At 56.5% G+C, this 19,140-nt stretch carries 17 protein-coding genes; 9 read left to right on the plus strand and 8 right to left on the minus strand.

Going from position 1 to position 19,140, the window contains the following annotated elements; genetic code table 11:
• The 9 genes from HV237_RS18485 to fbpC all read left to right on the plus strand — a co-directional run bounded on the left by HV237_RS18485 (position 1) and on the right by fbpC (position 10,568).
• Positions 1-1,197, plus strand: a complete 1,197-nt coding sequence (locus HV237_RS18485) for a glycosyltransferase family 2 protein (RefSeq protein ID WP_047357666.1) — start codon at positions 1-3, stop codon at positions 1,195-1,197.
• Positions 1,136-1,765 carry an acetyltransferase gene (locus tag HV237_RS18490; protein WP_047357665.1) on the plus strand — a complete coding sequence of 210 codons (630 nt, stop codon included), beginning with the start codon at positions 1,136-1,138 and terminating at the stop codon, positions 1,763-1,765. Before HV237_RS18485 ends, HV237_RS18490 begins: the two co-directional genes overlap by 62 nt.
• On the plus strand, positions 1,762-2,544 hold the full coding sequence (locus HV237_RS18495) for a YaiO family outer membrane beta-barrel protein (protein WP_047357664.1): 783 nt from the start codon (positions 1,762-1,764) through the stop codon (positions 2,542-2,544). Before HV237_RS18490 ends, HV237_RS18495 begins: the two co-directional genes overlap by 4 nt.
• A gap of 229 nt (positions 2,545-2,773) precedes the next feature.
• Complete coding sequence (locus HV237_RS18500; protein ID WP_029139427.1) at positions 2,774-3,403, plus strand: response regulator transcription factor; 630 nt, start codon at positions 2,774-2,776, stop codon at positions 3,401-3,403.
• Positions 3,403-4,944 carry an MASE1 domain-containing protein gene (locus HV237_RS18505; protein WP_046275611.1) on the plus strand — a complete coding sequence of 514 codons (1,542 nt, stop codon included), beginning with the start codon at positions 3,403-3,405 and terminating at the stop codon, positions 4,942-4,944. The genes HV237_RS18500 and HV237_RS18505 overlap by 1 nt, the downstream gene beginning before the upstream one ends.
• An 85-nt stretch (positions 4,945-5,029) precedes the next feature.
• On the plus strand, positions 5,030-6,334 hold the full coding sequence (gene uhpC, locus HV237_RS18510) for an MFS transporter family glucose-6-phosphate receptor UhpC (RefSeq protein ID WP_047357663.1): 1,305 nt from the start codon (positions 5,030-5,032) through the stop codon (positions 6,332-6,334).
• Entirely contained in the window at positions 6,331-7,362 is a 1,032-nt protein-coding gene (locus HV237_RS18515) for an ABC transporter substrate-binding protein (protein WP_047357662.1), read from the plus strand. Before uhpC ends, HV237_RS18515 begins: the two co-directional genes overlap by 4 nt.
• A gap of 69 nt (positions 7,363-7,431) precedes the next feature.
• Positions 7,432-9,510 (plus strand): iron ABC transporter permease, encoded by a 2,079-nt coding sequence (locus tag HV237_RS18520; protein WP_047357661.1) that lies wholly within the window; start codon positions 7,432-7,434, stop codon positions 9,508-9,510.
• Positions 9,511-9,521: 11 nt separating this feature from the next.
• Positions 9,522-10,568: a ferric ABC transporter ATP-binding protein gene (gene fbpC, locus HV237_RS18525; RefSeq protein WP_046275613.1), complete on the plus strand. Its 1,047-nt coding sequence runs from the start codon at positions 9,522-9,524 to the stop codon at positions 10,566-10,568.
• 70 nt (positions 10,569-10,638) lie between these two features.
• On the opposite strand, the gene mmuM is transcribed toward fbpC, so the two are convergent.
• The 8 genes from mmuM to mhpB form a co-directional block, all read right to left on the minus strand.
• On the minus strand, positions 10,639-11,580 hold the full coding sequence (mmuM, locus tag HV237_RS18530) for a homocysteine S-methyltransferase (protein ID WP_047357660.1): 942 nt from the start codon (positions 11,578-11,580) through the stop codon (positions 10,639-10,641).
• Positions 11,567-12,970, minus strand: coding sequence for an S-methylmethionine permease (gene mmuP / locus HV237_RS18535; protein WP_047357705.1), 1,404 nt, complete (start codon positions 12,968-12,970; stop codon positions 11,567-11,569). The genes mmuM and mmuP overlap by 14 nt, the downstream gene beginning before the upstream one ends.
• Positions 12,971-13,244: 274 nt before the next feature.
• Positions 13,245-14,456 carry a 3-(3-hydroxy-phenyl)propionate transporter MhpT gene (mhpT, locus tag HV237_RS18540; RefSeq protein ID WP_047357704.1) on the minus strand — a complete coding sequence of 404 codons (1,212 nt, stop codon included), beginning with the start codon at positions 14,454-14,456 and terminating at the stop codon, positions 13,245-13,247.
• Positions 14,457-14,524: 68 nt separating this feature from the next.
• Positions 14,525-15,538, minus strand: coding sequence for a 4-hydroxy-2-oxovalerate aldolase (gene mhpE / locus HV237_RS18545; RefSeq protein WP_016151976.1), 1,014 nt, complete (start codon positions 15,536-15,538; stop codon positions 14,525-14,527).
• Complete coding sequence (mhpF, locus tag HV237_RS18550) at positions 15,535-16,485, minus strand: acetaldehyde dehydrogenase (RefSeq protein ID WP_047357659.1); 951 nt, start codon at positions 16,483-16,485, stop codon at positions 15,535-15,537. The genes mhpE and mhpF overlap by 4 nt, the downstream gene beginning before the upstream one ends.
• Entirely contained in the window at positions 16,482-17,291 is an 810-nt protein-coding gene (mhpD, locus tag HV237_RS18555) for a 2-keto-4-pentenoate hydratase (protein ID WP_016151974.1), read from the minus strand. The genes mhpF and mhpD overlap by 4 nt, the downstream gene beginning before the upstream one ends.
• 9 nt (positions 17,292-17,300) lie before the next feature.
• The gene (gene mhpC / locus HV237_RS18560) at positions 17,301-18,167 is read right to left on the minus strand and encodes a 2-hydroxy-6-oxonona-2,4-dienedioate hydrolase (protein WP_016151973.1); all 867 of its coding nucleotides are present in this window, start codon (positions 18,165-18,167) and stop codon (positions 17,301-17,303) included.
• Between the two features lie 28 nt (positions 18,168-18,195).
• Entirely contained in the window at positions 18,196-19,140 is a 945-nt protein-coding gene (gene mhpB, locus HV237_RS18565) for a 2,3-dihydroxyphenylpropionate/2,3-dihydroxicinnamic acid 1,2-dioxygenase (RefSeq protein WP_046275617.1), read from the minus strand.

A 19,140-nucleotide genomic window follows, 5' to 3' on the forward strand; every position in this document is an offset into this window, starting at 1 on the left:
ATGAAAACAATATTTTTTATTATGATGAGCCTATGTATATTACTTTGGTTCCTCACAACCTTAAAACGAAAACCTAGTTTACGTAACGACAGTATTGACGCCATTATTCCGGCCTATAACGAAGGTCCTTGCCTGGCACAATCGCTGGAAAACTTGTTATTAAATCCTTATTTTCATCGAGTCATATGTGTAAACGATGGTTCCACTGATGATACCGAAATCATTATGCATAAGGTGAAAGAAAAGTGGGGAGAACGCCTGATTACCGTGACGCAAAAGAATACCGGGAAAGGTGGCGCCTTAATGAATGGATTAAACTATGCTACCTGTGAGCAGGTTTTTTTAAGCGATGCTGACACCTATGTCCCTCCTGATGGTGACGGTATGGGATTCATGTTAGCAGAAATAGAAAATGGCGCCGATGCCGTTGGTGGAATCCCCTCAACACATCTGCCTGGTGCTGGATTGCTGCCACATATCCGTGCAACGGTAAAACTTCCGATGATCGTAATGAAGCGGACATTACAGCAGTTGCTCGGCGGTGCGCCTTTTATTATTAGCGGAGCCTGCGGCATGTTTCGTACTGATGTGCTACGCAAATTTGGTTTTTCCGATCGTACCAAGGTGGAGGATCTCGATTTAACCTGGACCCTGGTCGCGAATGGTTATTGTATCCGTCAGGCAAACCGCTGCATTGTTTATCCTCAGGAGTGCAATACCTTGGGCGATGAATGGAAACGATGGCGGCGATGGATCGTGGGCTATGCCGTTTGCATGCGTCTGCATAAATCACTCATCCTCAGCAGATTCGGCATCTTCAGCATACTCCCAATGGTGCTGGTCGTGTTGTATGGCGTAGCAATCTATCTCATTACATGGCAACACATCACGCTCACTATCGGCCCACATGCGATTGTGCTTTCCTTGTTTCCCATTATTTGGGTTGGAGTGGTTTGCTCAATTGGAGCATTTAGTGCCTGGTATCACCGATGCTGGAAACTTATTTTCCTTGCGCCTTTTTCTGTTTTTTACGTACTTCTGGCTTATTTAATTTGGATTGTATATGGACTTATTGCCTTTTTTACTGGACGAGAACCCCTACGTGACAAACCCACACGCTATACCGCGGTGGTGGATGCGCCAAACAATAACGCCCCCTCAGCTACCCGCGGTGGTGAAGAACTATCTAAAGCTTAGCGAACAGAATAATAAGTCAGTATCCATTGCACCTGGCGTTGTTATTGATGAAAGCGCGGGAGCGGTGACGATCGGTGCTGGCAGTAAAATTTGTCATGGTGCAGTTATTCAGGGGCCTGTCGTAATTGGGGCCGATTGCATTATTGGTAATTACGCCTTTATTCGACCGGGTTGCTTAATTGGCAATCAAGTACGTATTGGCTATGGCACCGAAATCAAAAACGCAGTATTGGAATCGACGACCACCATCGGTCCCCAATGCTTTATTTCTGACTCGGTTATTGGCAAAGGCGCTTACCTGGGCGCGCAGGTAAGAACCAGCAATCATCGCCTCGATGGTAAAACCGTGCATGTCAGGCTGGACGATGAAGACATTGATACAGGCTGCGAAAAATTAGGGTGTTATATCGGTCCCGGTGCGCGGCTTGGTGTTCAGGTCATTATTTTACCTGGCCGATATATCGCAGCTGAAAGCACAATTGGCCCACGGATAACCATCGAGCAAAACCTGCCAAAAGGTAAATATATCCTCAAACAAGAGATCTCCTGTCTCGTAGGTGAAGAATAATGAAAAGGACTTTATTTGTATCGTTGATACTCAGCACGGCTTCTCTCCCGGCTGAAGCAACCGACCTGAACCTGACAGCCGGATACGACTTTACTGATTATTCGGCAAGGCATGGCACCCGTAACGTCATGTTCAGCGAATTAAAGACGCAGATTGACGATGGTGCCGCGGTTTTCAATATTTCCGAAGGCAGACGCGATTACGACAACGGTGAATCATGGAACGCGTTACGTGGCCGCGCGACCGTTTGGTATAACTGGAATCAGTGGTTATCAACAAAAACGGGTCTGGCAATTGCCGAAAACACCCCCGTTTTTGCCAGACGCGATGCTCAGCAGGATATCAGCGTAAAAGTTCTGCCTAAAACCGTATTTACCTTTGGTTATCGCTATGCCAACTACTTTGACGATACGGACGTCAATGCTTTTTCAGGCGGAATATCTCTGTATACCGGACCGTTTATCACCTCATGGCGTTATACGCATTACGATACTGAAGATGCTGGGGGAAGCTATAGCCACATCGTTTCACTGCGCCTGAACGACCTGAACGGTAAAGGCAATACGCAGCTCTGGGTAAGCCGCGGAACGGGAGCCTATACCTATGACTGGTCACCGGACACCAAAAAAGGAACGTTAAAAAGCATCAGCCTGCGTCGCAATCAGCCGCTGACCGAGCAATTAACTCTCGGTCTTGCCCTCGGCAAACAATGGTATGACACGCCGGTTGAGAGCTATCACAGCCAGCAAATTCTCGCCGATCTCACCTGGCAGTTTTAAATCTCTCCCCCTCGATAGGGGAGAATCAACCACCAATGAAATAGCCATTCTCTCAGCCCTCACGCCGCCATCCATTAATCAATGCCGGATACGCAACGCTTATCCGTCCTACAACACCCGGCAAATTATTGCGATTTTGTTACATTCGTTACATATCAGCGCCACGGGGATTGCCAGCGCGGCGCTGGCAGGCATCATAGATGCCATTGTCAGGCAAGAGAGCAAGATCATGATTCATGTTGTGCTGGTGGATGACCATGTGGTGGTGCGTTCCGGCTTTGCGCAATTACTCAGTCTCGAAGACGATCTCAACGTTGCTGGCCAGTACAGCAGCGCGGCCCAGGCGTGGCCTGCATTACTGCATGATGACGTCAACGTTGCGGTGATGGATATCGCCATGCCAGATGAAAATGGCCTGAGCCTGTTAAAACGACTGCGGGCGCAGAAGCCCGGTTTTCGCGCCATTATTCTCAGCATCTATGACTCACCCACGTTTGTGCAAAGCGCACTGGATGCCGGTGCCAGCGGTTATCTGACCAAACGTTGCGGACCGGAGGAACTGGTGCAGGCGGTACGATCGGTTGGTATGGGCGGGCATTACCTGTGCGCCGACGCGCTGCGGGCGCTACGCGGCGGCGAACAGCCCGCGCAGGTACTGGAGGTATTGACCCCGCGCGAGCGCGAAGTGTTTGATCTGCTGGTCAAAGGCGACAGCGTAAAAGAGATCGCCTTCAAGCTCGACCTCAGCCATAAAACGGTGCACGTTCATCGTGCGAACGTGCTGGGCAAACTGCAATGCCACAGCACCATCGATCTGGTGCATTTTGCACTCGACCACCAGTTGCTGACGGGGCATTAATGTCACGCAGCCTTCGTCATTGGGTTATTTCTCTGTTTATTCTGCTGGCCTGGGGATCGGGCTGGCTGATGCTGTGGACGCTGGGGTTTTACCTGACCCACAACGGCCAGCAGGCAGCGCTATTCCTGCCGCACGGCGTCTATCTCGCCCTGCTAATCCTGCTTTCTCGCCGTTACTGGCCCGCGCTGGTACTGCCGCCGGTGCTGATGCTGTTCTGGCTGCACAGCGAGCAATTAGTGAATGGCTATATCCTGCTGGTTGCGCCGTTGATTAGCCTGATCCCGGCGAGTATCGGCCAGTCATACTGGCACCGATTCCCCCTTTACTGGCAGCGCTTAACGCTGCTGCTGGCCGCGGTGACGATCACGTCATTGCTCAATACCCTCCTGCTTTCACCGTTTATCCAAAGCCCGGCAACGTTAATTGGCCTGGCGTCGTTTACCGGCGGCGTGCTGCTGACGCCGTTTGTCTATCTGATCTATGAATTTCTGCGCCAGCAGCACCGCTATCATTTGCTCGGACTGGATACCACCAATCCCCCCCTGCGTACCTCGCTTATCATCTGGTGTAGTCTGTTTTTCATTATCGGCATAGGTACCCAGATGGTGCTGTCACCGGAGATCGAGCGCCTGCTGCTAATCGTGGTGTTCTTACCGAACGTGGTGATGGCGTGGAAATTTGGCTGGCAGGGCGGCGTGTTGTCCGGACTGCTCGGCAGCATGATGATCACCATCGCCCGGCAAATCGGCGTCGGGTTCAGCAATTTACTGGAGTTGGAGATTTTCCTCGCCACCCAGGCGCTGCTGGGCATAGGGCTGGGGATCGCTATCAGCCGCCAGCAGCATCTGGCGCAAAACCTGCACCATTATCGCCAGCGTCTGGAAGCCGAACTGGCAGCGCGACGCGCGCTGACCGAACAACTGATCCGCACCGAGGAAAATACGCGCAAAAGCCTGGCGCGGGAACTACACGACGAAATTGGTCAGAACATCACCGCCATTCAAATTCAGTCGCAACTGGTCAAGCGCGCGCCGGGTCGCGAGCAAACGCTTGAAGCGGCAAATCAGATCAACGACCTTGCCCGGCGCATTCACCACTCCACCCGCCAACTGCTGCGCCAGCTGCGACCGCCCGCGCTCGATGAATTGGCCTTTAAAGATGCACTGCATCATCTGGTGAATGAATTTGCCTTTGCCGAACGCGGCATTCGCTGTTGGTTTGACTATCAGCTTGAAAATACGCCAGAAAATGAAACGGTGCGTTTCACACTGTATCGCCTGCTGCAGGAGTTGCTCAATAACGTCTGTAAACATGCCGACGCCAGCGAAGTGTCGATTACGCTGCGCCAGCAGGAACACCGCGTGTTTCTGCACGTCGCTGACAACGGCGTAGGTATTCTCGCGGAGAAAATCCCCGGGTTCGGTATCCAGGGGATGCGTGAGCGGGTCAGCGCCCTTGGCGGCGAACTGACGCTCGAATCGAACAACGGCACGCGGGTAATTGTTAACCTGCCCACAAATTTGCAACAAATCAGCCGTTAACCAGGAAAAAGTCTTAGTCACTGCGGACTTTATCTCATCCCATTTTGCTTTCACTTTCCTATAGTCAGCACAAACGGAGGCTGCCATGCATGCACGTGCATCACGCGAAACAGACCAACAATACCGGGCGCTACGCCCCCGGCTGCTGATGTGTATGGTGATTGGGTACGCCGCGTTTTATCTGACGCGCAAAAGCGTTAACTACGTCCTCCCGGCACTGCAAACGGATCTGGGTCTGGATAAAGGCGATATCGGCCTGCTGGGATCGCTGTTTTATCTGACCTATGGCCTGTCGAAATTCACCGCCGGGCTATGGCACGACAGCCACGGACAGCGCGCGTTTATGGGCATTGGCCTGTTTGCCACCGGCGTTTTAAACGTGCTGTTCGCCTTTGGTGAATCGCTGACGCTGCTCCTGGTGGTCTGGACGCTGAACGGATTTTTTCAGGGCTGGGGCTGGCCGCCCTGCGCCCGACTATTGACCCACTGGTACTCGCGCAACGAACGCGGCTTCTGGTGGGGCTGCTGGAATATGTCGATCAACATCGGTGGGGCCATCATCCCGCTGATTAGCGCCTTTGCCGCCCACTGGTGGGGTTGGCAGGCAGCCATGCTGGCTCCAGGAATAATCAGCATGGCGTTAGGCATCTGGCTCACCCTGCAACTGAAAGGCACGCCCCGGGAAGAAGGCTTACCCACGGTTGGGGAATGGCGGCAAGACCCGCTGGAGTTGCGTCAGGAGCAGCAAAGTCCGCCGATGGGGCTGTGGCAAATGTTACGCACCACCATGCTGAAGAACCCGATGATCTGGCTACTCGGCGTGTCATATGTGTTGGTCTATTTGATCCGCATAGCGCTGAACGACTGGGGCAACATCTGGCTGACGGAAAGCCACGGTGTGAACCTGCTCAGCGCCAATGCCACGGTAATGCTGTTTGAAGTCGGTGGCTTGCTGGGGGCGCTGTTTGCCGGATGGGGTTCGGATCTGCTGTTCAGCGGTCAGCGTGCGCCAATGATTTTGCTGTTCACACTGGGGCTGATGGTCTCCGTCGCCGCGCTGTGGCTGGCGCCGGTGCACCACTACGCGCTACTGGCAGTGTGTTTCTTTACCGTGGGCTTTTTTGTGTTTGGCCCACAGATGCTAATTGGCCTCGCGGCCGTGGAATGCGGACATAAAGCGGCAGCAGGTTCAATTACTGGTTTTCTCGGGCTATTCGCCTATCTGGGGGCCGCGCTGGCGGGTTGGCCGCTGTCGCTGGTCATAGAACACTACGGCTGGTCGGGAATGTTCAGTTTGCTCTCGGTTGCCGCTGTCTTTATGGGTTTATTGCTGATGCCATTGCTCATTGCGGGCATTCCCCCTTCTCTCAGTCAAAGGATAAAACAATGAAACTGACGCTTACCTCTACCCTAATTGCCTCCGCTCTGACGCTGGCAGCCTTCAGCAGTGCAGCTCAGGCGCAGGGTCGTCTGGTGGTGTATTGCAGCGCCACCAACGAAATGTGCGAAACCGAAACCAAAGCCTTCGGTGAAAAATATGATGTGAAGACTTCATTCATTCGCAACGGCTCAGGCAGTACGCTGGCGAAAGTGGATGCCGAGAAGAAAAACCCGCAAGCGGATGTCTGGTACGGCGGTACGCTGGATCCACAGTCTCAGGCCGGTGAAATGGGCTTGCTGCAGCCGTATAAATCACCAAACCTCGAACAAATCATGGAGAAGTTCCGCGATCCGGCAAAAGTGAAAGGCAACCTCTCCTCGGCGGTTTATGTCGGTATTCTGGGCTTTGGCGTCAATACCCTGCGCCTGAAAGAGAAAAACCTACCGGTGCCAAAATGCTGGAAGGATCTGACCAAACCGGAATACAAAGGCGAAATCCAGATTGCTGATCCGCAAAGCTCCGGTACCGCCTATACCGCACTGGCGACCTTTGCCCAACTGTGGGGGGAAGATCAGGCCTTTGACTACCTGAAACAGCTCAACGCCAACGTCTCCCAGTACACCAAATCCGGCATTGCCCCGGCGCGTAACGCCGCCCGTGGCGAAACGGCTATCGGCATCGGTTTCTTGCACGACTACTCGCTGGAAAAAGAACAGGGCGCACCGCTGGAACTTGTCTCACCGTGCGAAGGTACCGGTTATGAAATCGGCGGTGTCAGCATCCTGAAAGGCGCGCGTAACCTCGATAACGCCAAACTGTTCGTTGACTGGGTACTGTCGAAAGACGCGCAGGAGCTGGCGTGGAAGAAAGGTAAATCCTATCAGATCCTGACCAACACCACCGCCGAGACGTCCCCTAACTCGCTGAAGCTCGACGACCTGAAGCTTATCAATTACGACATGGATAAGTACGGCTCGACCGACGTGCGTAAAGCCCTGATCAATAAGTGGGTCAGCGAAGTGAAGATGGGTAAATAACCCCAGATTTGCGTTCATTTGCCGGATACGGCCTCAACGCCATATCCGGCCTGAAATACCGGAACCGCTATGTCACACACACTTGCACTCCATCCCGTGAAAAAACGGGATGCGATATTTCTTTGGATTTTACTCGGCTGGCTGGCGTTTGCCCTGCTGCCGAGCTGGAGCCTGGACTACGGTCTGCTGGAATCGACGCGCGAAGAAATTCTCGCCGCCTACGGCTGGTCACAGTTCAATATCAGTTGGCTCTGGTATCTGCTGCCAAGCCTGCTGCTGGTGCGCCCGTTCCATGAAGCCAGACGCGAACAGCGCAGCCGCCATTATTTTGACGCGGGCTGGGCGTTTTTCTGTATGGCCTTTATCGTCGCCAGCGCGACTCTTGAGGGGCGCGGCTTAGGCTATGCCACCATCGTGCTGTTTGTGGCACTTGGCGCGATCATGACCCTGGCGCTCACCCGTCTGGAATGGCTGGGTGGCGACCGTTTCGTCATCGGCTCGCTCACCGCGATTGTCGCGCTGATCGGTATTTTTATCGTCTGGCCAAGTATCGCTATTTTCATTCCGATGTTCACCAACGACGCCGGAGAATTTGCTCCGCTGGCGTTTATGAATGTGCTGTCGCAGGCGCATATCATTCAGGTGATCCTCAACTCGATTATGCTGTCGATTGCCGTCGGCGTCGGCTGTACCTTCTTTGGCCTGGTGCTGGCTATCTACACCACCCGTATTGCGAAACGCAGCGCCATTATCGGACGTATTTTCTCGATTCTGCCGATCGTCACCCCGCCGTTTGTTGTGGGTTTAGGCGTAACACTGATGATGGGACGCTCCGGTTACATCACCGAATTTATGGTCGAATGGTTTGGTTTGACCAACACCAACTGGCTGTACGGTTTTACCGGCATCTGGCTGGCGCAGGTGCTGGCCTTCACTCCGATGGCGTTTATGATCCTCGACGGGGCGATCAAAACCATTCATCCGTCGCTGGAGGAGGCGTCATACACCCTGCGCGCCAGCCGCTGGCAAACCTTTAACGGTGTGTTTGTCCCGCTGCTAAAACCGGCACTGGCAAACGCCTTTTTAATTGTGGTGGTGCAGTCGCTGGCCGACTTCAGTAACCCGCTGGTGCTTGGCGGTAACTTCGACGTGCTGGCAACGCAAATCTACTTCTACATCACCGGTTCCCAGCTCGACTACCAGGCCGCCAGTACGCTGGGTGCCTTCCTGTTGCTGTTCTCGCTGCTGGTGTTCTGCGTGCAGTACATGTGGATTGGTAAACGCTCGTACGTCACCGTTTCTGGTAAATCCTATCGGGGCGACGTGCAGCCGCTGCCGGTAACGCTGGTATGGAGCGTGGTCGCGCTGCTGGCGGTGTGGATTGCCTTTAACGCCCTGCTCTATGGCAGCATTTTCTACGGCAGTTTCACCGTAAACTGGGGCGTGGACTACACCCTGACGCTGGCGAACTTTACCAAACTGTTCGGTCAGGGAATGAGCGACGGCGCGTGGCCTTCACTGCTCGACACCCTGCTCTACGCCGGGATTGCCGCGCCGATCACCGCTATCTTCGGCCTGCTGATCGCATGGGTTGTGGTGCGTCAGCAGTTTAAAGGCAAAAAGACCATCGAGTTCACCACTATGCTGTGCTTTGCCGTTCCGGGCACCGTAGCGGGCGTGTCGTACATTCTGGCCTTTAACAGCGCCCCGGTATACCTCACCGGCACCGCCGCCATCGTGATTATCTCAATGGTAATGCGTAATGTCCCGGTCGGTATCCGGGCGGGCATTGCGGGCTTAGGCCAAATCGATAAATCGCTGGATGAAGCCTCGCTCAGTCTGCGCGCCGGTTCCCTGCGCACCATTACGCACATCCTGTTGCCGCTGCTGCGCCCGGCGATCCTCTCAGCGCTGATCTACAGCTTTGTGCGCGCCATTACCACCGTCAGCGCCATTGTGTTCCTCGTCACGCCGGATACCCGCGTGGCCACGGCCTACATCCTGAACCGCGTAGAAGACGGCGAATACGGCGTGGCGATTGCCTACGGTTCCATTTTAATCGTGGTGATGCTGGCGATTATTTTCATCTTTGACTGGCTGATCGGTGAATCACGTACCTCCCGTTCAAAAGCCAAAAACCAGGCGTAATGGAGCGCACTATGACTCAGAAAAATTTCGTTGAACTGCGCAACGTCACTAAACGATTTGGCAGCAACACGGTTATCGACAATATCAATCTCACCATTCCGCAGGGGCAAATGGTAACGCTGCTCGGCCCGTCCGGCTGCGGTAAAACCACCATCTTGCGTCTGGTTGCCGGGCTGGAAAAACCGAGCGAAGGACAAATTTTCATTGATGGCGAAGACGTTACCCATCGTTCTATTCAGCAGCGCGATATCTGTATGGTGTTTCAGTCATATGCCCTGTTCCCGCATATGTCGTTAGGGGAGAACGTCGGTTATGGCCTGAAGATGCTCGGCGTGTCGCGCGCGGAGGTGAAAACCCGCGTCAAAGAGGCGCTGGCGATGGTGGATCTGGAAGGATTTGAAGACCGCTTTGTCGATCAGATCTCCGGCGGTCAGCAGCAGCGCGTGGCGCTGGCCCGTGCGTTGATCCTCAAACCGAAAGTGCTGCTGTTTGATGAGCCGTTAAGTAACCTGGACGCCAACCTGCGTCGCAGCATGCGCGACAAGATCCGCGAGCTGCAAAAGCAGTTTGATATCACCTCGCTGTACGTCACCCACGATCAAAGCGAAGCCTTTGCGGTTTCCGATACCGTACTGGTGATGAACAAGGGACACATCATGCAGATCGGCTCGCCGCAGGATCTCTATCGCCAGCCCGCCTCCCGCTTTATGGCGAGCTTTATGGGCGATGCCAACCTGTTCCCGGCCACCTTCAGCGACAGATACGTTGATATCTACGGCTATCATCTGCCGCGCCCACTGCACTTTAGCGATCAAGGCGAGGGCATGGTAGGCGTGCGCCCGGAAGCGATCACCCTCAGCGACCGCGGCGAAGAGAGCCAGCGCTGCGTGATCCGCCACGTCGCGTATATGGGACCCCAATATGAGGTCACGGTGGAGTGGCACGGACAGGAGATTTTATTGCAGGTCAACGCTACGCGTCTGCAGCCGGACGTCGGCGAGCAGTATTATCTCGAAATCCATCCGTACGGCATGTTTGTGCTGGCGGATGCGGCATAAAGTGTTACCCATGTTTCCGGTTCATACCGTATCGCCATCTGGCAAAAAATGCCCGATGGCGGCTTACGTCTTATCGGGCCTGGGCCTGAACTTTTAACGCGGCAATATCCGCAGGCGTGGTGCGACAGCACCCGCCAATCAATCGTGCGCCAGCGGCCTGCCACTGTGGCAGATAATCCGCCAGTTGCGCACAAGACTCACCGTGATGATGCCAGGTTTTGCTCGCGGCATCGTACTGCTCGCCCGAATTCGGATACACCACCAGCGGCAGCGCCGTTAAGCCGTGTAAATGCAGCAACGCAGCGGTGGTGTTTTCCAGCGCAATGCAGTTAATGCCTAACGCCACCACCTGCGGATAATCCGCCAGCAACGCGACCACGTCACGCAGCGGCGTACCGTCGCTCAGGTGCTCGCTGTCACGCAGAGTAAATGAGAACCAGGCACGCGCACGCGGGTACGCGGTCAACAGCGCAGCCAGTGCGCTAATCTCGACAAAATTCGGCAGAGTTTCGCAGGCCAGCAGATCGGCCCCGGCATCCAGCAATGCTTCCACGCGCGGGCGATGAAACGCCTGGAACGCCTCGGCGCTGCGCTGGTAATCGCCACGGTATTCAGAGCCGTCCGCCAGATACGCGCCGTAAGGTCCGACAGATCCCGCCACCAACAGCGTGCCCGCTTGCGGGTTCTCTGCCAGATACGCTTCACGCGCTTTACGCGCCAGCTCCACGCTTTTGCCAATCAGCGCTTTCGACTGCGCTTCATCCAAACCACGCGCGGCAAAGCCCGCCGGTGTCGCCTGATAGCTGGCGGTGATCGCGCATTGCGCCCCCGCCCGGTAATAATCAAGATGCACTTCGCGGATAAGCTCCGGGTTTTCTGCCAGCACTTTGGCTGACCACAGGCTGTCGGCTAAGTTACACCCTCGCGCTTCCAGCTCCGTCGCCATCGCGCCATCCAGTAACAGGACATCCTGTTTCTCAAGGAGAGCGCGTAACGGATTATTCTGCGACATGTTCTGGCTCCTGTTTTGCGTTACGGGGTTGAGTAAGGAAATATGCACCATAGCACAACGCAACAAACGGTAACCCGCACCACAACGCAATTCTCTGCGCTGGATCGAATGCCAGCCCCACACAGGCCACCAGGCACAACACAAATCCTAATACCGGCACCAGCGGATACCACGGCGCACGATAATGTAATGCACCCAATGCCTTACCCTGTTGCAGATGACGGCGGCGAAAAACAAAGTGCGAGGCGCAGATGCTCAGCCACACCGCCACCACCGCAAATCCGGAGATTGCCGACAGCGCGACAAATACCGTGTCCGGGGCCACCACGCTGGAAAACAACGCCAGTACGCCGCCGAGCATACTGACCGACAGCGCCGTCAGCGGCACGCCGTTTTTCGTTACTCGCGCAAAACAGGCTGGCAGCGTACGTTCATTCGACAGCGACCAGAGCATGCGCCCGGAGGCATACAGTCCGGAGTTCGCCGCAGAAAGAATGGCAGTCAGGATCACGAAGTTAAAAATATCGGCGGCGTACGGAATCCCTACCTTCTCAAACACCAGCACAAACGGGCTTTTCTCCACGCCCGCCTGCTGCATCGGGATCAGCGCCGCCAGCACAAACACGGTGCCGATAAAGAAAATAATCAGTCGCGCGATGGTGGTACGAATCGCCACCGGGATCACCTTGCGCGGATTTTCCGTTTCACCGGCGGCAATACCGATAAGCTCGGTTCCCGAAAAAGCAAAGTTCACCGCCACCATAGTCATCAGGATCGGTAAGCCGCCATGCGGGAACCAACCTTCCGCCGTGATATTACTCAGCCCCGGCGCGGGCGAGCCATCCTGCATCGGGATAAAGCCAAAAATCGCCGCCCCGCCGAGGATAATAAAGGCGATGATAGTGACCACTTTCACCAGTGAGAACCAGAACTCCCCTTCGGCAAAAAAGCGCGTGGAGATAACGTTCAGGCCAAAAATAATCACACAGAACACCACGCACCAGACCCATACTGGCACCAACGGAAACCAGTACTGCATACAGAATCCGGCAGCGGTAAAACTCGAACCAAGCGCTACGGTCCAGGTCAGCCAGTAGAGCCAGGCCACGGTATACCCCGTCGCCGGGCCGAGATAGCGCGCGGCATAGACGTGAAACGCCCCGGTCTCCGGCATCGCGACCGACAGCTCGCCCAGACACTGCATAACCAGCCAGACCACCAGCGCGCCAATCAGATAGGCCAGCAGCGTTCCCGCGGCCCCGGTAGTGGAGATGATGTAGCCGGTATTGAAGAATAACCCTGTGCCAATCACGCCGCCTAAGGAGAGCATAATCAGGTGACGCGTTTTCATCGTGCGCTTCAGTGGCGCATTTTGTTGTGTTGTTTGCATATAACCTTCCAAACGTATGGACATCTAAACATCCAAAGAAGGTGTGTTATACCGCGTTTGTTAACACAATGCAAAATCAACCCTGCACCAGACGCAGATGACCGCGCCGGGCGCTTAATACCGGGTGGGGGTTAATTATCAAATATAAAAAGGGCCGCCAGCTCATAACGCCTCCGTTGCCAGGCTTTACATAAACTCTGGCAACGTCATCGCCGGCTGGCGTTCACCCGGAAGTGGGAACCGTATCTCCCCACTCATACAACCGAACGATTGTTTATGAGCCACTGGTCGGGATCGGCATCTGCGATTTACGGCTCATCAGGAAAAATACCGCCAGCCCTGCCAGTAAAATGCCCGGCGCAGAAGCCGCCATCACGCCTACCGTTCCAGTGCCGAGCGCTAACATTTTTCCTGCCAGCAGCGGGCCGCTCATCGCCCCCAGACGCCCAACGGCGACGGCGGTACCCACGCCTGTCGCGCGGATCTGCGTACTGTAAAACAGCGGAGCCAACGCATACAGCACGCTTTGTCCTCCAGTAGCAAACATCCCCGCCACAAATCCGGCCATCAGCATACCGCTCAATGACGACACCGTCCCCAGCGCCAGCAGCGAAGCCAACATCCCGGTGTAGATCAGAAGCGACATGACCACCGGGCGCAGTTTGTCCATTAACGCCCCGAGAATTAACGTGCCGCTGGCCGCACCGATTTGCAGAGCAAACATCACGCCAGCCGCCTGCGAGGGCTGAAAGCCCTGCTCCACCAGCAGCATCGGTAGCCAGTTGATCAGCATATACACCACCAGCAGGGTGAAGAAATAGCACAGCCACAGCAGCAGCGTGGCTGTCGCGGTAGCAGGTGCGAACAGGGCGCGCAACGGCGCGGCGGCCACCTGCGTTTGCTGGGCATAAACCTGTGATTCTGGCAGCCAGCGCATCAACAACGGCACCAGCAGCAGCGGGATCACTCCGCCAACCCAGAACACCGTTTGCCAGGCGGCGGCCAGACCGCTAAACCCGAGCGCCGCCGCTAACGCCGCGCCAATCGGCACGCCGCAGTACATCAGGCTCACCGCCGTACCGCGAAAACGCGGGCCCGCCGCTTCGGAGGTCAGCGCGATCAGATTCGGCAACGCCGCGCCCAACCCGACGCCGGTCATCAGACGGGCAAACACCAGCGACGAGAAATCCCAGGAAATCGCCGTCGCCAGCGAGAACAGGCCGAACAGCGCCACGGAAGCAATAAGAATGCGCTTGCGCCCATAGCGATCGGCCAGCATGCCGCCCACCAGCGCGCCGGGCAGCAGCCCGAGAATGCCCGCACTGAAGATCCAGCCCATCTGCATTTTATCCAGCGAAAATGCCTGGGCGATACCGACGGCAGCGATCCCGGCGGCCTGTAGATCCAGCCCTTCCATCAGGGCAACTAAAAAGCAAAGCCCGACGGTTAACGTCAGGCGGTAAGATGTGGGGGTACGGGTAGTCATAAGATGTACCTCTGAGGTCACGATGCAGGTGAGTCGCGGCTGATACGTTGCCAGCCGCGTAATCATTTTTATTTGCTATTGCGCAGATCCAGCGCCACGTCGACGATCATATCTTCCTGGCCGCCCACCATTCGGCGTTTGCCCAGTTCAACCAGAATATCGACCGCGCTCAGGCCATAACGCGCCGCCGCCACTTCGCAGTGACGCAAGAAGCTGGAGTACACCCCGGCATAGCCCAGTGCCAGCGTTTCGCGATCCACCCGCACCGGACGGTCCTGCAATGGACGCACCAGATCGTCGGCGGCGTCCATCAGCGCATACAGATCGGTGCCGTGCTGCCAACCGAGCTTATCCGCAGCGGCGATAAACACTTCCAGCGGCGCGTTGCCCGCGCCAGCGCCCATACCCGCCAGGCTGGCGTCGATACGGTCGCAGCCCTCTTCCACCGCGGCAATCGAGTTCGCCACGCCGAGACTCAGGTTGTGATGCGCATGCATTCCGGTTTCTGTCTCCGGCTTCAGCACCGCTTTCAGGGCGCGGAAGCGGGCGCGAATATCGCTCATATTCATCGCCCCGCCGGAATCGACCACGTAGATACAAGTCGCGCCGTAGTTTTCCATCAGCTTCGCCTGCTGCGCCAGATTCTCCGGCGTGGTCATATGGCTCATCATCAGAAAGCCGACGGTATCCATGCCAAGCTCACGCGCGTACTGAATATGCTGGGCCGACACGTCCGCTTCGGTGCAGTGGGTCGCCACGCGCACCACTCGCGCGCCGGCCTGATACGCGTTTTTCAGGTCATGAAGAGTGCCGATGCCCGGCAGCAACAGCGTGGCGATCTTTGCGTGTTTGACCACGTCTGCTGCCGCTTCAATCCACTCGAGATCGCTGTGCGCGCCAAAGCCGTAGTTAAAGCTGGAACCTTGTAAACCGTCGCCGTGGGCCACCTCAATGGAATCAACCCGCGCGTCGTCCAGCGCTTTGGCAATCTGGCGCACGTTTTCCAGCGAATACTGGTGACGAATCGCATGCATACCGTCGCGCAGGGTCACGTCAGAGATATAGAGTTTTTTACCGTTCATGCTGCTTCTCCTGGCTGACGGGTGAGTGACTGCGCCATCTGCTCAGCGGTCGCCAGCGCGCTGGAGGTCATAATGTCGAGGTTGCCCGCGTAGGCGGGTAAATAGTGCGCCGCACCTTCCACTTCCAGATACACCGCGGTTTTCAGCCCGGAAAACTGACCAATACCCGGCAGATTCACCGGTTTATCCTCCGGGATGATTTCAAACTGGACGCGCTGTTTCAGGCGATAGCCCGGCACATACGCCTGCACCGCCGCCGCCATGTCATTAATCGACGCTTCAACTTCAAGCTGAGAGGCCGCTTCGCTCAACACATACACCGTGTCGCGCATCATCAGCGGCGGCTCAGCCGGGTTAAGTACGATAATGGCTTTGCCTTTGGCCGCGCCCCCCACCACTTCAATCGCCTTCGAGGTGGTTTCGGTAAACTCGTCGATATTGGCGCGGGTGCCCGGTCCCGCAGATTTACTGGCGATCGAGGCGATAATTTCGGCGTAATGGACTTTTGCCACGCGAGAAACCGCCGCCACCATCGGGATGGTCGCCTGCCCGCCGCAGGTCACCATATTGACGTTCTGTTGGTCAACGTTAGCCTCCAGGTTCACCACCGGGACGCAGTACGGGCCGATCGCTGCGGGCGTCAGGTCGATCAGACGGATCCCCGGTTTTACGGCGCGCAGCGCGGCGTCATTTTTCACGTGCGCGCCCGCGCTGGTGGCATCAAACACGATGTCGATGTCAGCGAATTCAGGCATCGCAAGAAGCCCCGTCACCCCTTCATGGGTGGTGGCAACGCCCATACGCCGGGCGCGTGCCAGACCGTCGGATTGCGGATCAATCCCCACCATCACCGCCATCTCCAGACGTACGCCGTGACGCAGAATTTTAATCATCAAATCGGTGCCGATGTTGCCAGAGCCGATAATGGCGACTTTACGCTTACTCATGACTGACTTCCTTTTGTAACCGCCGCTGAAAAGGTGGCGGCAACTGAACCAATACCGTCGATATGGGCTTCGAAACGATCGCCCGCATTCACCGCCACCATCGGGCCTAACGCCCCGGTGAGAATAATGTCCCCGGCACGCAGCGGCTCGCCGAGGCTGGCCATTTTGCGCGCCAGCCACACGGCGGCGTTGATCGGATGTCCCAGACATTCGCTACCGCGCCCGCTGGAAACCTCTTCGTTATTGCGCGTCATTTTCATCGCGCAGTTTTTCAGATCTAATCCTGCCGGACGTTGTGCCGGGCCGCCGACCACATACACGCCACAGGAGGCGTTATCCGCCACGGTATCAACAAACTTGATCGACCAGTCGCGAATACGGCTGCCGACCACTTCCAGCGCGGGTAGCACCCACTCGATGGCGTTGTACAGCTCGTCAAAGGTGGTATCGGCATTGGGCAGATCGCGGTTCAGCACCAGCGCAATCTCCGCTTCAATACGCGGTTGTAGCACGCGGGCAAACGCAATGGTGTCGTTGTCGCCGTAGCACATGTCGGCGAACAGCGTGCCGAAGTCCGGCTGATCGACGCCCAGCTGCTGTTGCACTTTCGGGTGCGTCAGTCCCACTTTGCGCCCGACGACGCGACGCCCTCGCGCCACGTCATACTGCACATTGATACGCTGAATGGCGTAGGCCGCTTCGGCGTTATCCACGCCGATCAGTTCACGCAGCGGGGCGATAGCGTCCCCTTTTTCCTCAGCCTGACGTAAATCGGCGGCTAACTGCTCAAGATTAAGATTCGTCATGTCCGTTCCTTAAGGGCGTGCGAGGAAGTTCAGCACCAGCTGGTTAAAAGCATCCGCATGTTCCCACTGTGCCCAGTGCCCGCAGTCGCGGTAGATGTGCAGCTCAGACCCGGCAATCCCGGAGAGCAGGCGCAGGCCGGCGTCCATCGGCACGAAGCGGTCGTTGCGTCCCCAGACAATGAGGGTCTGGGCTTTGATTTCCCCCAGGCGTGGGCTGAAATCCGGAAACTGTTTCGGGTTGGCTTCAAGGCTGTGGACAAAGTTTTCCAGGTGATCGCGACGCGACAGCATGTTATTCAGACGCGCCTCAAACAGCGCCTCGGTCAGGTCGCTGGTGTCGAAGACAAAGATCTCCATCATCAGCTTCAGGTTCTCGATGGTCGGTTCGCGGTACAGCTGATTCAGGCGCTTGATGCCTTCGGTCGGCATCGGGGTAAACAGGCTCATGCCCCCCGTCCCGCCGCCCATCAGCACCAGCTTGCCCACACGCTCCGGCCAACTCAGGGTGAACGCCACGGCACTGTGGCCCCCCATCGAGTTGCCCAGCAGATGGATTTTCTGAATATCCAACTGATCGACGACGCTTTTCAGGATGCGAGCATTGAGATCGGATCGCGAACCGCGGTTAACGATGCCATCGCTTTTGCCCCAGCCAGGACAATCCAGCAGGATCACCCGGTATCCAGCCTCCACCAGCGGATCGATATTGCGGCTGAAGTTCGCCCAGCCCGTCGCACCCGGACCAGATCCATGCAACAGCACGACGGTCTCTTCGCCCTGCCCACAGTCATTGAAATGCACGCGCAGCGTTTCGCCTGCTTCCTGCACCTGCAGAAAACGACTGGTTGCGGCTTCGGTTTGCGGTTGGTAAGTCATGATGTTCTCCTGCATATTCAGTTCTGTTTCAGTTCTGTGTGGTGGCGCTCAGGGAGCCGAATCCAGCGATCCACTCTGGGATCGGGCGGTAATAACGGCCTTCGCTGCGCCAGTTGCCAAAGGCAGAAATAGCGGCGAAGGCAGCAACCCAGGTTTTAACTTCGTGCGTTGATTTGCCCGCCATCGCGGACAGTTCTTCGTTACTGACCGCGTCCAGCTCCTGCAAACGCCCCTGTTCAAGCAGCGTCATAAAGCGGTTATCCCAGACAGGGTTAAGCGGATGCAGCGTGTGTTGATCGGCCACAAACTTCTCGGCGGCGCTGATCACCCGCTGCTGGCGCAGCTCGCGCTCGTTTTCAGGCAGTTGTTTGCCGCTGCCGAGCAGGCGGTCGCGCATATGGGCATCAGCCTTCGCCAGCTCCGGGACCGGCGGCTGATGCGACAGGCCGCCAGAGCCTAAAAACAGCACACGCTGATTCAGCGAGCTGGCGAATCGGCCAATCGCTTCACCGAGCATGCGGGTACGCTGAAAGCCCGGCAGCGGCGTGGCGACGCCGTTAATAAACACCGGCAGCACCGGCACGTTATCCAGACCGCCGAGCAAAAACTCCAGCGGCTGCGCGAAGCCGTGATCGACCTGCATGTTGTAGGACACGGCGAGATCGATGCCGCTTTTCATTACCGCGTGGGCGCAGGCTTCAGCGAGATCTGTCGGCACCGGCAGTTCCCCCGCCGCGCTACCGAAATCGCCGATCGCCGTAGCGCCTACGCCTAAACAGAACGGCGGCATCACGTCGTAGAAAAATCCGTTGTAGTGATCGGGGGCAAACAGCACCACCAGTTCAGGGTCGAACGCCGCAATACGTGCCCGGGCGCTGGCGATCACACCGTTAACCTCGTCGAGCACGGCCTGCGCCGGGTCGACGTAACCCACCAGCGGCGAGTGGGAAAGACAGTGAAGATAAGCGTGCAT

This window comes from Citrobacter sp. RHBSTW-00570 (assembly GCF_013739755.1).
GTDB classification, from domain to species: domain Bacteria; phylum Pseudomonadota; class Gammaproteobacteria; order Enterobacterales; family Enterobacteriaceae; genus Citrobacter; species Citrobacter braakii.

Excerpts from the sequence above, each read along its gene's own strand:
- HV237_RS18485 (WP_047357666.1), top strand. The coding sequence starts at position 1 with ATGAAAACAATATTTTTTATTATGATGAGCCTATGTATATTACTTTGG.
- HV237_RS18490 (WP_047357665.1), top strand. The coding sequence starts at position 1,136 with ATGCGCCAAACAATAACGCCCCCTCAGCTACCCGCGGTGGTGAAGAAC.
- HV237_RS18500 (WP_029139427.1), top strand. The coding sequence starts at position 2,774 with ATGATTCATGTTGTGCTGGTGGATGACCATGTGGTGGTGCGTTCCGGC.
- HV237_RS18505 (WP_046275611.1), top strand. The coding sequence starts at position 3,403 with ATGTCACGCAGCCTTCGTCATTGGGTTATTTCTCTGTTTATTCTGCTG.
- uhpC (WP_047357663.1), top strand. The coding sequence starts at position 5,030 with ATGCATGCACGTGCATCACGCGAAACAGACCAACAATACCGGGCGCTA.
- HV237_RS18515 (WP_047357662.1), top strand. The coding sequence starts at position 6,331 with ATGAAACTGACGCTTACCTCTACCCTAATTGCCTCCGCTCTGACGCTG.
- HV237_RS18520 (WP_047357661.1), top strand. The coding sequence starts at position 7,432 with ATGTCACACACACTTGCACTCCATCCCGTGAAAAAACGGGATGCGATA.
- fbpC (WP_046275613.1), top strand. The coding sequence starts at position 9,522 with ATGACTCAGAAAAATTTCGTTGAACTGCGCAACGTCACTAAACGATTT.
- mmuM (WP_047357660.1), bottom strand. The coding sequence starts at position 11,580 with ATGTCGCAGAATAATCCGTTACGCGCTCTCCTTGAGAAACAGGATGTC.
- mmuP (WP_047357705.1), bottom strand. The coding sequence starts at position 12,970 with ATGCAAACAACACAACAAAATGCGCCACTGAAGCGCACGATGAAAACG.
- mhpT (WP_047357704.1), bottom strand. The coding sequence starts at position 14,456 with ATGACTACCCGTACCCCCACATCTTACCGCCTGACGTTAACCGTCGGG.
- mhpE (WP_016151976.1), bottom strand. The coding sequence starts at position 15,538 with ATGAACGGTAAAAAACTCTATATCTCTGACGTGACCCTGCGCGACGGT.
- mhpF (WP_047357659.1), bottom strand. The coding sequence starts at position 16,485 with ATGAGTAAGCGTAAAGTCGCCATTATCGGCTCTGGCAACATCGGCACC.
- mhpD (WP_016151974.1), bottom strand. The coding sequence starts at position 17,291 with ATGACGAATCTTAATCTTGAGCAGTTAGCCGCCGATTTACGTCAGGCT.
- mhpC (WP_016151973.1), bottom strand. The coding sequence starts at position 18,167 with ATGACTTACCAACCGCAAACCGAAGCCGCAACCAGTCGTTTTCTGCAG.
- mhpB (WP_046275617.1), bottom strand. The coding sequence starts at position 19,140 with ATGCACGCTTATCTTCACTGTCTTTCCCACTCGCCGCTGGTGGGTTAC.